Raw genomic sequence first — 13,435 nt, 5'->3', positions numbered from 1 at the left:
GATTTTCAATAGGTTGCTTATAATTCTAACTATAGTTAGCCTTTCATAAGTAGCGATGCAACAAAGCCATCCCAGTGTCAAGCACTGGGATGACACCATCTGCCACGCAAATTGCCTGCAAATTGCAATGTTCGTACAGTTGTGTGGCAGATGCAAGTAGCTGACACTGGGATTTGTTGTGTTTAACAAAAACAAATGTTCGTACAAATATATTCTAGTTATATGATAAAATAAATGAAATTCACATCTTAAAAGGATCATATACATCGATTTCCTTAGAATTACTCTTTTTCAATTTTTCACTTAATAATCTTAAAATAGGCTGTAAATCACCATTAATTGATAAGCACAGCACTTCTTTATTGAGATAATTAGCTAGGTGATTCTTCTTTTCCAGAATTTCTGCTTCCCTCAATAAGTCGCATTTGTTTAATACTACAATCTCTTCTTTTTCAACAAGATCACTATTGTAAAGTTCCAATTCATTATGGATACAACTATAAGCCGAAACAACGTCATCGTGAGTTACATCGATTAAATGAAGTAAAATTTGACACCTTTCTATGTGCTTTAAAAATTTATGCCCGAGCCCAACTCCAAGGTGAGCATCAGTAATTATTCCAGGAATATCTGCTATTACAACTTCGCTATCATCCACTTTTACCATGCCTAAATGAGGTCTTACGGTGGTAAATGGATAATCGCCTACTTTTGTATCGGAATTTGAGCAGCGAGTCAAAAATTTTGATTTACCTGCGTTTGGCATGCCAATAATTCCAACATCTGATAAAACTTTTAGTTTTAATAATACATGTTTTTCTTCGCCAGGCTGACCGTAAGTAAAATGTCTTGGTGCCTTATTAGTAGAAGATTTAAAATTAGTATTTCCAAGTCCACCTTTTCCACCCTGTGCTACTTGAAATTCCATACCAGGCTTGTCAAGGTCTACTATTATCTCTTCACTTTCTTCATCAATTATTTGTGCACCGACTGGAACTTTAAGTATAACGTCTTTCCCTGCTGTGCCAGATCTATCCCTGCCTGCACCATTTTTTCCACTATCTGCTTTAATGTGTCTTCTATAACGAAAATGAAGCAAAGTGTTGAGATTAGCGTCGCTGATGAAAACTATGTTTCCACCCTTTCCTCCATTACCACCATTTGGACCACCAAATTCAACGAACTTTTCTCGACGAAAACTTGCACAGCCATCACCACCGTCACCGGCTTTTAAACACAATTTTACTTCGTCTATAAAACCCATGCTAACCCACGATAATATTTAGCATCCTTTCCTAACGTGCTTTCTATTCTCATTAGCTCATTATACTTCGCGAGTCTATCAGAACGCGATAGCGACCCGGTTTTTATTTGCCCGCAATTTGATGCAACTGCTATATGAGATATTGCTGTGTCTTCTGTTTCACCTGAGCGATGAGAAACAACAGCTTTATAGCCATTTGATTTTGCCATTTCAATAGCAGCAAAAGTTTCTGTTAACGTCCCTATTTGATTTGGCTTGATCAGTACAGCATTTGCCATTTTTTCCTCTATTCCTTTGCATATCAGTTCACAATTTGTAACAAACAAATCATCCCCAACCAATTGAATTTTACTCCCCAATTTTGCAGTAAGTAATTTCCAACTTTCATAGTCGTCTTCACTCATTGCATCTTCTATAGAAATTATTGGATATCTTTCCACAAGATTACAATAATATTCAGTCAACTCTTCTGAAGTAAGATCTCTGTGTTCAAATTTGTAAATTCCATCTTCATAAAAAGTAGATGAAGCAACATCAAGGCCTAGTGCAAAATCACTTTGCGCTGAATAACCTGCTGATTCTATAGCGTATATGATCAAATCAAGTGCTTCTTCAATACTTTCAATATTTGGTGCAAAACCACCTTCATCCCCTACATTTGTGCTATAACCTTTTTTCTTAAGAATGCTACGTAAGTTGTGGAATACCTCCGCAGATATTCTAATCGCTTCGCTGAAAGTCTCAGCACCGACCGGAAGAATCATGAATTCTTGGAAATCGAGCTTATTGTCTGCATGTACTCCACCATTAATTATGTTAATGAGTGGAACCGGCATAACACTCGTCTGCTTTCCTCCCAAATATCTATATAGCGGCATTTTGAAACTGTTTGCTGCTGCTTTTGCAACTGCAAGAGACACACCCAAAGTTGCATTTGCTCCAAGTTTTGATTTGTTTTTTGTTCCATCCAGTTCAATTAATGCTTTATCAATTGCATTTTGGTCCGCTGCATTCATTCCAATGATTTCATCTGCTATTATCCCATTTACAGCTTGAACAGCTTTCAGCACTCCCTTACCACAATACCTTTTCTCATCTTGGTCCCTGAGTTCCAAGGCTTCTAATTTACCGGTTGAAGCTCCAGAAGGTACAGATGCTCTGCCTACTGCTCCATCACAGAGCCCAATCTCTACCTCAACGGTTGGGTAACCCCTGCTATCTAAAATTTCTCTTGCAAATACGTTATCGATTATCTTATTCATTACATTAAACCTTAACTTCCGCAATAAGTGCTGCAGTTTCCTTTGCCAATTTAGCTATATTACTACCAGCACCAATAAATAATACTATATCACTTGAACTTGTCGAATCACTAATAAAATGTGAAATGAGCAAAGCATCATTCATAATTTTTGTGTTATTAAATCCATTACTGATTAAAGCTTTTTGTATATCATCAATCCCACAACCAGGAATAGGCTTGTCTTCTGGGGGATGAACAGGAGTGAGGATGACATAATCAAACATCATGAAAATTCGTATGAATTCATCAAAAAAATTACGAATGCGGGCAAAACGAAGTGGTTCGATAATTCCTATTACTTTTCCTTTAGTAATCGAACGTGCAGCCGTTAAAGTTGCATATATTTCATTTGGATGATGGGCATAATCCTCAATTAACTTAACACCTTTAATATCGGCAATCAAAGAGAATCTTCTTGCTACTCCTTGAAATTCCAAAAGGCCTCTTTTAATATCTGCATCGCTAATTCCGAGCTTTATCGCAACTGATATTGCAGCTAGGGCGTTGCTTACTTTGTGAATTCCAATTGCATTTGATAGTACTATGTTTTTTAAAGGGCTGGATCCCAGTGTCACGCACTGGGATGACATCTCTGTACACTTTCCTTTTGTCATTCCAGCACGTAATGCTGGAATCCAGTTGTTCAACACATCAAATTCTATGCTGTTAGCATGCTGTTTAATGTTGCTGGCTCTTATGCTACCATTCTCAAACCCAAACGTTATAGAATTACCCGCATCATAATCGATGTCTACAGAATCAGGTAAAACTGCAGAACCTGCATTATTCACGAATTGGGAAAATGCATTTTTGATATTATCAAATGTGCCGTAATAATCTATGTGGTCATTGTTGATACTTGTTATGACAGCAATCTTTGCAGGGATTTTTAGCATAGTTCCATCAGACTCATCAGCCTCGATCAGAAAAGTGTCACTCCCTCCAAGTTTGAAGTTGCTCTTATAGGAATTTAATATCCCTCCTACAGTTACAGTCGCATCAATGCCAGAATGATCAAAAATGGAAGCAATCATAGCGGTTGTTGTTGTCTTTCCGCTTGAACCTGAAACCGCTATCACATATTTACCTTTCATAATTTCAGCAAGTATGTCTGATCTATGCAAAACGGTTTTATTGTTATTTTTTGCCGCAATTAACTCCACATTATCAGATTCTATTGCAGAAGAATGTACAACTATTTGAGCTTGGCTTATATTATTAGCATTGTGACCAGTAAAAACCTCTATACCTAGCTTTTGTAACTTATTTATATTGTCGTTTGATTGTGCATCACTGCCTTGAACTTTGCAATTGGAATTGTGAAGAATTTCAGCAATGGCACTCATTCCGATTCCACCTATACCAATAATATGTATTATTCCTTTTTGAGTTTTGTTAATATTTAGCAGTAGATGTTTACTCATTACTAAATTTATTATAGTATAATTTAAAATCCTCATAGTATCGAACCCTCTTACCGAATACAATGATAAAAAACCTAACCTTTCTATGTCTAATATTTGTTTTGATAAGTAGCTGCAGTTTTAGCAACAGGTTTAACTGCACTGCAGGTCATTATAAAATTGGCAGCAGCTACACAATAAATGGTATAACTTATTATCCAAAAAACTGTAAACACTATGAAGAGATAGGGATAGCATCGTGGTATGGAATAGAAGATCATGGCACACTTACAGCAAATGGTGAAGCGTTTAACCGTCACTTGATCTCTGCAGCGCATAAGACTTTGCCCTTACCCTGCTTTGTTCTTGTCACTAATTTAGAAAATGGAAGAAAGCTTGTTACAAGGGTTAACGATAGAGGGCCTTTTATTGAAGGCAGAATAATAGACTTATCAGAAAAAGCAGCTCAAGTCTTAGGATTTCATAAATCTGGGCTTGCAAAAGTAAAAGTTCAATACCTAAGAAAGATGTCAGAACAATTGATACAAAATACTCCTCATTACAGAAAGCAATATGAAAAAGAAATGCAGAAACGTCATCCGAAACAAGACAATGCAGAAAGTAAGGGATATGTTGCATTTTTTAAAAGTGCTCAGGCTGCTAAATCAGCTGCATCAAAGCTTCGCAATCAAGGAATAAAAAATGTTAGATTGCTTTTTAAGAACGATCAATATTGCGTGAAAGTGAGTTATAGGTAGTGGTGAGTGCAGAATTTGAAAGATTTGGTTAATGTAAGGAACGCTGGCTAACTATTGTAAGTTAAAAATGTGATATAAAAAAGATATCAACAATTTATAGCTATGCCACCGCGATATCTCTTAGCCGCTAACACGTAGCGGAATGACGAGCTTATCGTCACGCCACCGCTAACCGTCATACCGCGATTCATTCGCGGTATCTCAACCGCTAACAAGTAACGGGATGACGAGCTTATCGTCATGCCACCGCGAACCGTCATGCCGCGATTCATTCGCGGTATCTCAGCCGCTAACAAGTAGCAGAATGACAGCAATCCTACGTCATACCGTCACGGTATCTCTAGATCCCGCTAACAGGTAGCGGGATACTTGACCTTTACAGGGATGACAGTTGTCGTTTAGCTATAAATGTTAAGAAATTTACCAAATAAAAAAAAAGGCAAAGAAACCCTAGGGTAGCTAGTATTCAAATTCTCCCTTGTCTATTTGACGTCTTTTACTGTCTTAAACACTTTATAAGCATGTTTCGGCTTGTATAGGTAGAAACCTAAAAGTTTTATAAAGACACGAGGTGCACATAGTGCAAAAAATTAAGCATGATTTACGCCAAATACATTAAGTTTTTTGTCATTAATCCACTGCAGAGATTGTGAAGATAAATAAATAGCTTCAGTTTCATGATAAGAGGGCTGGCGGAGTTTGTCAAGTAAGTTTTTCGTTTCATCCAATGCGCTGCCAAAAGTTTGTTATGCAAGAATGCACTAGCCATTTCTCACAGATTCATTTAAACTTAATCAAGTAGGAGTATTATTAACGCGAAAAGAGTTTAATTAGAGATTTAAGTGATATGGCGCGTGAGGAAGATATAAACCAATTAGTAGAAAATGGATTTGATATTAACTCAAAAGATGCAAGTGGAATCACTCTCTTGCATAAGTTCACAAAAGAAGGCGATTTGGTTGGAGTAAAGTCATTACTAGAGCACGAAGCTGATTTCAATGTCGTAGACAACGAAAATAGAAACCCTCTGCATTACGCCATTATGCATGGACACAAGAAAGTTGCTAAACTTTTTGTTAACCAACTGACAATTAATTCCAAGGATAAAAATGGATTCACTCCACTGCACCTTGCTGCACTACAAGATGACACGGAATTAATAGATTTTTTGATAACAAAAGGCGCAAAAATTAATGAAAAAGATGCCAAAGAGGGCTATACTCCTCTTCATATAGCTTCACTATACGGTTCTAAAAAAAGCGTCCAAATTTTAATTGATAGCGGAGCAAATCTCGAATGTGAAGATAACAATTTTCGTACTCCTTTGTTTTTAACCATTTATCAATGCACCGCACATTATGACAGCAGAGCAGAAATTATAGAATATCTGATAAAGAAAGGTGCAAATATAGAAGCCAAAGATGCAGAAAATAACACTACGCTTTTCCTAGCAGCGTATAACAACAAAATGCAAATAGTAAAACTTATTGCAAAAAAACAGCAAGCAAGTAACGATAAAATTAAACTTAAAGAGTTTTTTTGCACAAAAAACAACCATGGTTTTGATGCGTTAGATTGCGCTATTGAGCATAATAATAGAAAAATGGTAACATTTCTTGTTTCAAAGGGAATAGAAGCAAACGATCAAGATTTTAATGGTAACGCTAGGCTGCATAAAGCTAGCCATAATGGTAACACTAAAACAGTTAAGCTCTTATTGAAGCTTAAGGTAAACGTTAATGCTGTTACTAAATGTAACAGAACTCCCTTGCTACTCGCAGTTAAAAAAGGCCATACACAAATTGTGAAAATGTTATTGGAAGTTAGAGCCAATATGAACATTTGTGAGCAACAAGGTTTTGCACCTCTACATCTTGCTATTCAAAAGGATTATTTTGATATAGCTCAGTTGTTAACAGAAAAAGGTGCAGACCTTAACATTAAGTGCAATAACGGTCATACCGCAATAGATATGTTCATTAGCAAGGCTCATAGCAAAAAAAACATCGAAGAAAATTACAAAAAATTTTGTAGATTTTTGATGCTTTACCTGAAAGAGCTACATAGTAAACACAAAGCCTGTTGTATACTTTCAACCCTAGCTCTAAGCTTAACAATTATAGGCTTACCATTTATTTTCAAGCCTATTATTAAATACAGAGAAAGAAGTAAAATATATAAAAAAATTAGGGCTATGCTGGTCTACATTTAAGTACAAGAAGAGTATACAAAAAATACATAGCCAAAGCTAATACACGACAATTATCTGCTCGATGAAAATGAGATTAAATACATTTTTAATATTTTTATAGAAATCTATTAGTATAGATTTTGTATGCTGTTCTAATGGCTATTTTTAAATGCTTAATACTCCTCTTCATTATTTCTTGCACACATCTACCTACCAAGCAATATCCTATTAACATAGACAATTATAAGCACGATTATCCGTTGCAACAATATAACACCTCTTTGGAGATTAATGAACCGGCAATACCAGAAATTATGCCTTTACCAATAGAGTTTCCCGATCTCACAATCAGTAATCAGCTTATTTCTATTAATGTTAGTGAAGAAGTATCAGTAAAGGATTTGCTGATTGAGATAGGAAAACTTTCTGACGTTAACTTGGATATGGACCCAAAAATATCAGGTAATATTATTTTAAAGCTAAAAGATAAGGATATAAACGAAGTAATTCAGAGTATAGCAAATAGCGCCAAACTGCGTTACTCAACAAGTAATGGTGTAATTAGAATTGAGCAGGACTTGCCATACGCACAAAATTATTACGTAGACTTCATCAATATTCAACATTCTGCTCAAAGCAGTTTCGTCATTAATAACAATATTACTAACAGTGATGGAAGTAACGTTGATAGGGACTATAACAATGTTATGAAGTCTCAATACAGTAGTGACTTATGGAATTCATTAGAAAAAGGCTTGAATGCAATAATGGATGTTAACGGGGTGGATGATGGCGAATTCCTTTCATCCAACAAAGAAGCTGGTGTTATTATTTTGAATGCTAGAAAAGATATCCACAAAGCTGTTGAAGAATATATTAATAAGGTTAAGAAGTTAGCGTCTTCTCAAGTAATGATAGAGGCAAAAATAGTTGAAGTTGTGCTAGATGACAAATACCTTTCTGGTATGAACTTAAATGACTTACAAGATGGAACTAAGTCTATAATAAATCAAGATAACTCCATTATTAACCTAGCAATGAACTTTGGTGCAAATGATCTAGGAGATTTAGTAAAAAATTTAGACAAATTTGGCACTTCAACTGTAATTTCAAGCCCCAGAGTACATGCTATAAATAATCAGCAAGCGATGATTTCATTTACTAAAAACCATATTTATTTTACCTCCGATATACAAAAAGATACTAGAAACTCTAATCAGACCTTAATTACCAAGATGAATAGCGTCCCAATAGGTGTTGTGCTAATAATCCACCCAAGCATTAACATTGATACTAGTGAAATATTCATGGATATACATCCAACTTTATCAAGAATTAACGGCTACACTAAAGATCCAGATATAGAGTACGTCGCACAGCAGAGTAAAATGAAATTAAATAGCGACATTCCAATTGTTGAAATCAGAGAAATGAACTCTATGTTAAGAATTAGGAGCGGTGAAATTATGGTAATCGGCGGGCTTATAGAACATAGAGAAGATAAGCAAAGCTTATTGCATCAGAAATCAAAAAGGCTAGCGAATAATATTAGAACAGTAGAAACTGTCATTTTTTTAAAAGCAACAATCGTACCAACATTTGGTTTGTTAGATAGAAAAGATAAGAATTTATATATATATTAAATTATCACTAAAAATTAAATATCAAACCAACTTCAATATTGTGAGTAGATATGTCATCTGCAACAGGTATCGGAACGCTAAAGTAACGATAGCCGAGAAAGGTTTTGATTTCTGGGATTATTGAATAATCAACACCAAGTTTTATTTGATAAGCAAACCAAGGAACATTCAGTGGCATTGAATTTTGGGGTGACCCATTAATCCTTTTTAATCTAAAAACTGTTGGTCCTATACCAAGACCGATGTACGGAGCAAATTGTGTATCCTGAACGCTGGGATTATAATAGAAGTTTAACAAAAACGCAAATATACTTGCTGATTTATCAAATACCGGAGGAGAATTACTATCTTCAATATTGGCTATAGAATACGCGGCTTCAAAATCAATTTTACCATTTTCTCCAGCATAGTAACCTAAAGACATGCTGCTAAACCACTGGAAATCAATTTTACCATCAAATTGCTGTATACTTTGAATTTCATTTGCCACTATATTTTTTATTATAAAACCATGATGACTTTCAACTAAAGTTAGGACTCTTTTTCCTATTTCTTGTATACCCTTTACAAATGTTTCTGAATTATCATGGTATACCTTACCACCGTTAGCGCTAACATAAAAATCAAGTTTTTTTGATTTTTCTTTTGTAGGCTCAGCTTGATCTGCAATACGTGACCACATATTTTTCTGATCAGCTACTTGGAGAGTAGAAGGTTGCTTAATAGGACTATTTTCAGGTTCTTGATATTTTAAATCCTCTGTTAGTACTTCTTTTTCAGTAACCTCTTTAGAATGCATTACATCTTCATTATTGTCCGTTTCTAGTTTTAAGAGTTGTGTTCCAATAACTTGTTCAACGTGTACATAATTACCGATATAAGTAATAAAAAAATAGACACATGAAATTAAAATCAAAAATAAAGTAATAGATCTTTTAGTTATCACAAATGAACCCATAATTATCATTTATAGTATAACCATCATATCATATATTTCTTTAATGTACAAAAATTAAGAAAGAGTATTTCCAATTAAATAATTATTCTCTACGCCTGTAACATTAACTTTCACAATACTTTTAGCTTGCGCTCTTGATTCAAGCTTTATTAATGCAAAATTTTCTGCTCTACCGACATTATTTTGCTCAACCAGAACACTTTGCTTAGTGTTGATCAAGGATTGACAAAAACTGCTCATAATTTCTTTATTTACTTCTCTTAAATTTTTTACTCGTTCTTTACGCACATTCTCTGGTACTTGTGGCATTCGTGCAGCAGGTGTATTTTTCCGCTCTGAATATGGAAAAGCATGTAGGTAAACTATATTTGTTTTTTTCAGTAAATCAACTGTATCCTGAAACATTTCATCAGTTTCTGTTGGAAATCCAGCAATAATATCAGCGCCAAATGCTATATTAGGCCTCAAGCTCTTCATTTTATGACAAAATTCTATCACTTGTTCTCTGCTGTGACGACGCTTCATTCTCTTTAGTATTAAATTATTACCAGATTGTAGACTCAAATGTAAATGAGGCATAAGTCTTGACTCATTAGCTATTAAATCCATTAATTCGTCGTCAACTTCAGCAACATCGATAGAGGAAAGTCTTAGCCTCTTCAACTCTGGTATATCCTTTAAAACTCTCCTAATCATTGAACCAAGTGATGGCTTACCCAACAAATCTGTACCAAAGTCAGTAATATCAACCCCTGTAAACACTACTTCTTGATATCCATTTTCTACAAAGATCCTGATTTGCTCTATAATACTGTTTATTGGCACAGATCGATTATTCCCTCTTGCCTCAGTAATTGAACAAAATGTGCAGCTATGATTACAACCATTTTGAATTTCAATAAATGCCCTTGACTTATCTTCAAATCCATTAATTAGAACAGGTTCTACTTGGTTATCACTGACCAAGATTTTATCGTCATTTAGTAAGTAATTTTCAGCTTTTAGCTTATCTTGATTACCGAGCACTTTACTTACACCAGGAATGCTACTGTAAACTTCTGGATCCAACTGAACAGCACAACCAACTACGATAATTTCTTTATTTGGATCATTTTTGTAAATCTTACGTATCTTTTGCTTTACCTGACGTTCTGCTTCGTTTGTCACTGCACAGCTATGCACCACAACAACATTTTCTCTCTTTGCTTTTTTTAATGCTTCTTTGATTAACTCGCTCTCGTAAAAATTTAGACGACAACCAAATGTTATCACTTCATTCATGTTAGTATTTTTTGCTTTAATAGACCTAAATTATATCAAATATCCAAGCAAAGTCTCTTGCATGACTATTTTTTTGTAAATAAATGCTATGCAAGCAGCAGACACTGGGATCTCAACGATTTTCACTCAGATACAGTATCACTCCTTTGCTTATTATAGTCTTTTGACCTTTTTAAGATACAATCCGGATTGGATACTGAGTTGGTGAGTATAAAAGTATAGCTTCTACGTCATACCGCTGCGGTATCTCTTAGCCGCTAACAAGTAGCGGGATGACGATTATCGGTGAATCTAAGTTACCTTAGCTACATTTCTAGCTGTAACTATAAATGTATGGATTTTTTATCGTGCCATGTTACAATTAACGTCTTGCTAAAAATTAAATATTGATGAATGAACTAAGAAAATTAAGTATTACACAAATGCATGACGGGCTCAAAAAAAAGAGTTTTTCTGCCGTTGAACTCGTAGAGGCGCACATCAGTGCGGTTGAAAATGAGAAATTAAATGCATTTATAACAAAAACCCCAGAGATAGCAATGAAAGCTGCTAAAGCTGCAGATGAACATTTCTCTAGGCAAAAGGATGATTTAATCTCGCCGCTCATGGGTGTACCAGTTGGCATCAAAGATCTATTCTGTACAAAAGGAATAAAAACAACAGCATGCTCAAAAATGCTGGAAAATTTCGTTCCGACTTACGAATCTACGGTGTCTGACTTGCTTTTAAAAAGTGGAGCAGCCATGCTCGGTAAGCTTAATATGGATGAATTTGCTATGGGTTCTGCGAACACAAATAGCTATTTTGGCCCTGTTGAAAATGTGTGGATTAGAAAAAGTGATGGGGAAAAAGTTGTTCCTGGTGGATCATCTGGTGGATCTGCAGCATCGGTTGCTGGATTTTTATGCGCTGGAGCGTTAGGGAGCGACACCGGTGGATCTGTACGCCAACCAGCAGCTTATTGTGGAGTAGTTGGAATAAAGCCAACTTATGGAAGATGCTCGCGTTTTGGTATGATTGCATTTGCGAGTTCTCTGGATCAAGCAGGAGTCATTACTCGTTCTGTCTCTGATTCAGCATTAATGCTGGAAGCAATTTGTGGCTATGATACAAAAGATTCAATATCGAGCGAAAAGCCAGTGCCTAAATTTTCTAGCTTTATAAATGGTGATGTCAAGGGTAAGTGTATTGGTATACCAAAAGAATATAGGATGGATGGAATTTCAGAGGAAATAGTTCATAATTGGGAAAGAGTTGCTTCCTATTTAAAAGAAAATGGCGCTGAAGTTGTTGACATTACTCTGCCACATACTAAATATGCAATACCAGTCTATTATTTAATCTGTTCTGCTGAAACTTCATCCAATCTTGCTTGTTACGATGGTGTGCGTTATGGATTAAGGGTTGATGCTGATACCCTTGAAGAAATGTATTCACTAACAAGAGCAGAAGGTTTTGGTAAAGAGGTGAAAAGAAGAATTTTAATTGGCGCTCATGCGCTTTCTTCAGGTCATTATAATGAATATTACGAAAAAGCGCAGTGCATTAGGGCATTAATCAGAAATGATTTTATAAAAGCGTTTGAAAAAATAGATTACATACTTGTGCCATCTGCTCCAACAGAAGCTTTTGGCTTAAATGAAAAGCCAGATCCGTTAATTATGTGCATCAATGATGTGTTTACTGTGCCGGCAAGTCTGGCAGGATTACCTGCTATTTCTGTTCCTGTTGGGCTCTCCAATGAGGGTTTACCACTTGCCTTGCAAGTGATTGGAAATTATTATGATGAAGCTGGAATATTAAATGTGGCAAGTGTGATAGAGCAAAATTGCGGCAGAATAATTAGACCTCTTGCATAATCTATTTTTTGATAGTAATTTTTGCATTAAAATTTGCTTACGCTCCTCAACGTACTCTATGGTTCCATTTTTAGATGAATAGCAAAAACAGGGTATATTAATCTGTTTACAAAATTTTCATGTAACAGTTCACACTTAATTAAACAGACTGAATTCTGTAATTTTGGGATGTTGAAAAATTTACCTCACGTTGTCATTCCAGCGCATAACGCTGAAATCCAGATTTATAGAAACGAAAAAACTTGCTTGACACATTTTGCCAACCCCCTTATTATGATGTGTAGTACAATGATACAAATTAAGAATTCCCCCATCCTGTGCTGGTTCTTCGATCTGAAATCTTACTTCTACCTGATCACAACCAATGTTAATTTGTCCTATCAATGCTTTAATAATGCCGCGCTTAGTTTGCCAATCTAGTTGTTCCAGGTTCGATTTTACACTAGAATAAAAATTCTTTATGCTATTTATAATAAGACTTATTCCTTTTTCTACTGCCTTCTGATCAACTACCTTTTTTTTCTCTTCTTCTATCCCTTGTAAGCGTTCTTTCATTTTTCTCATTGTCTGTTTAAATTCTTCCTCGCTTATATATCCTTTCTCTCCTGCATTTTCTTGACTATAATAATCTTCCATTAATTTTTCGATACCTTCTTTTATTTGATTTTCTCTTCTTGCAAACTTTTTCTCTGATGATTCATCATTTTTATTTTCTAAGAACCTGTTAAGGATCTCGAAAATATGAGGTAAAATAAGCATAGTTAAGAAAGAGGTA

9 protein-coding genes and 2 pseudogenes are annotated in these 13,435 nt (G+C 35.2%); 5 read left to right on the top strand and 6 right to left on the bottom strand.

Translation table 11 applies throughout. From position 1 onward, the window contains the following. Positions 1-68 precede the first annotated feature (68 nt). A pseudogene (locus tag OZD61_RS05840) lies at positions 69-140 on the top strand (WPE palindromic element domain-containing protein); the annotation flags it as partial. Positions 141-241: 101 nt separating this feature from the next. On the opposite strand, the gene cgtA reads toward OZD61_RS05840, so the two are convergent. From cgtA to murC, 3 genes are read right to left on the bottom strand one after another with little or no spacing between them, the layout of a single operon-like run. Further along, on the bottom strand, positions 242-1,264 hold the full coding sequence (gene cgtA / locus OZD61_RS00805) for an Obg family GTPase CgtA (RefSeq protein ID WP_174515741.1): 1,023 nt from the start codon (positions 1,262-1,264) through the stop codon (positions 242-244). Next, positions 1,252-2,526, bottom strand: coding sequence for a phosphopyruvate hydratase (gene eno / locus OZD61_RS00800; RefSeq protein WP_274979488.1), 1,275 nt, complete (start codon positions 2,524-2,526; stop codon positions 1,252-1,254). The genes cgtA and eno overlap by 13 nt, the downstream gene beginning before the upstream one ends. Before the next feature lie 4 nt (positions 2,527-2,530). After that, the gene (murC, locus tag OZD61_RS00795; protein ID WP_274979487.1) at positions 2,531-4,027 is read right to left on the bottom strand and encodes a UDP-N-acetylmuramate--L-alanine ligase; all 1,497 of its coding nucleotides are present in this window, start codon (positions 4,025-4,027) and stop codon (positions 2,531-2,533) included. A gap of 26 nt (positions 4,028-4,053) precedes the next feature. On the opposite strand from murC, the gene OZD61_RS00790 reads away from it, so the two are divergent. From OZD61_RS00790 to OZD61_RS00780, 3 genes are all read left to right on the top strand, one after another. After that, complete coding sequence (locus OZD61_RS00790; protein ID WP_038250396.1) at positions 4,054-4,728, top strand: septal ring lytic transglycosylase RlpA family protein; 675 nt, start codon at positions 4,054-4,056, stop codon at positions 4,726-4,728. Between the two features lie 847 nt (positions 4,729-5,575). Beyond that, a complete protein-coding gene (locus OZD61_RS00785; protein WP_274979486.1) occupies positions 5,576-6,940 on the top strand; it encodes an ankyrin repeat domain-containing protein in 1,365 nt (454 codons plus the stop codon). 134 nt (positions 6,941-7,074) lie between these two features. After that, on the top strand, positions 7,075-8,562 hold the full coding sequence (locus OZD61_RS00780; RefSeq protein ID WP_274979485.1) for a type II secretion system protein GspD: 1,488 nt from the start codon (positions 7,075-7,077) through the stop codon (positions 8,560-8,562). 7 nt (positions 8,563-8,569) lie between these two features. Here OZD61_RS00780 and OZD61_RS00775 read toward each other — a convergent pair whose 3' ends face one another. After that, positions 8,570-9,508 (bottom strand): P44/Msp2 family outer membrane protein, encoded by a 939-nt coding sequence (locus OZD61_RS00775; protein ID WP_274979484.1) that lies wholly within the window; start codon positions 9,506-9,508, stop codon positions 8,570-8,572. A 66-nt stretch (positions 9,509-9,574) separates the two neighbouring features. After that, entirely contained in the window at positions 9,575-10,801 is a 1,227-nt protein-coding gene (gene mtaB / locus OZD61_RS00770; RefSeq protein WP_274979483.1) for a tRNA (N(6)-L-threonylcarbamoyladenosine(37)-C(2))-methylthiotransferase MtaB, read from the bottom strand. Positions 10,802-11,190: 389 nt separating this feature from the next. On the opposite strand from mtaB, the gene gatA reads away from it, so the two are divergent. Next, positions 11,191-12,660 carry an Asp-tRNA(Asn)/Glu-tRNA(Gln) amidotransferase subunit GatA gene (gene gatA, locus OZD61_RS00765; RefSeq protein WP_274979482.1) on the top strand — a complete coding sequence of 490 codons (1,470 nt, stop codon included), beginning with the start codon at positions 11,191-11,193 and terminating at the stop codon, positions 12,658-12,660. 180 nt (positions 12,661-12,840) lie between these two features. On the opposite strand, the pseudogene OZD61_RS00760 reads toward gatA, so the two are convergent. Beyond that, positions 12,841-13,435: pseudogene (locus tag OZD61_RS00760) on the bottom strand (hypothetical protein); the annotation flags it as partial.

The organism is Wolbachia endosymbiont of Drosophila bocki, assembly GCF_028982005.1.
GTDB lineage: Bacteria > Pseudomonadota > Alphaproteobacteria > Rickettsiales > Anaplasmataceae > Wolbachia > Wolbachia pipientis.
This window is presented reverse-complemented; position numbering and strand designations above follow the sequence as displayed.

Coding starts and splice junctions, on each gene's coding strand:
- cgtA (WP_174515741.1), bottom strand. CDS start 1,264: ATGGGTTTTATAGACGAAGTAAAATTGTGTTTAAAAGCCGGTGACGGT.
- eno (WP_274979488.1), bottom strand. CDS start 2,526: ATGAATAAGATAATCGATAACGTATTTGCAAGAGAAATTTTAGATAGC.
- murC (WP_274979487.1), bottom strand. CDS start 4,027: ATGAGGATTTTAAATTATACTATAATAAATTTAGTAATGAGTAAACAT.
- OZD61_RS00790 (WP_038250396.1), top strand. CDS start 4,054: ATGATAAAAAACCTAACCTTTCTATGTCTAATATTTGTTTTGATAAGT.
- OZD61_RS00785 (WP_274979486.1), top strand. CDS start 5,576: ATGGCGCGTGAGGAAGATATAAACCAATTAGTAGAAAATGGATTTGAT.
- OZD61_RS00780 (WP_274979485.1), top strand. CDS start 7,075: ATGGCTATTTTTAAATGCTTAATACTCCTCTTCATTATTTCTTGCACA.
- mtaB (WP_274979483.1), bottom strand. CDS start 10,801: ATGAATGAAGTGATAACATTTGGTTGTCGTCTAAATTTTTACGAGAGC.
- gatA (WP_274979482.1), top strand. CDS start 11,191: ATGAATGAACTAAGAAAATTAAGTATTACACAAATGCATGACGGGCTC.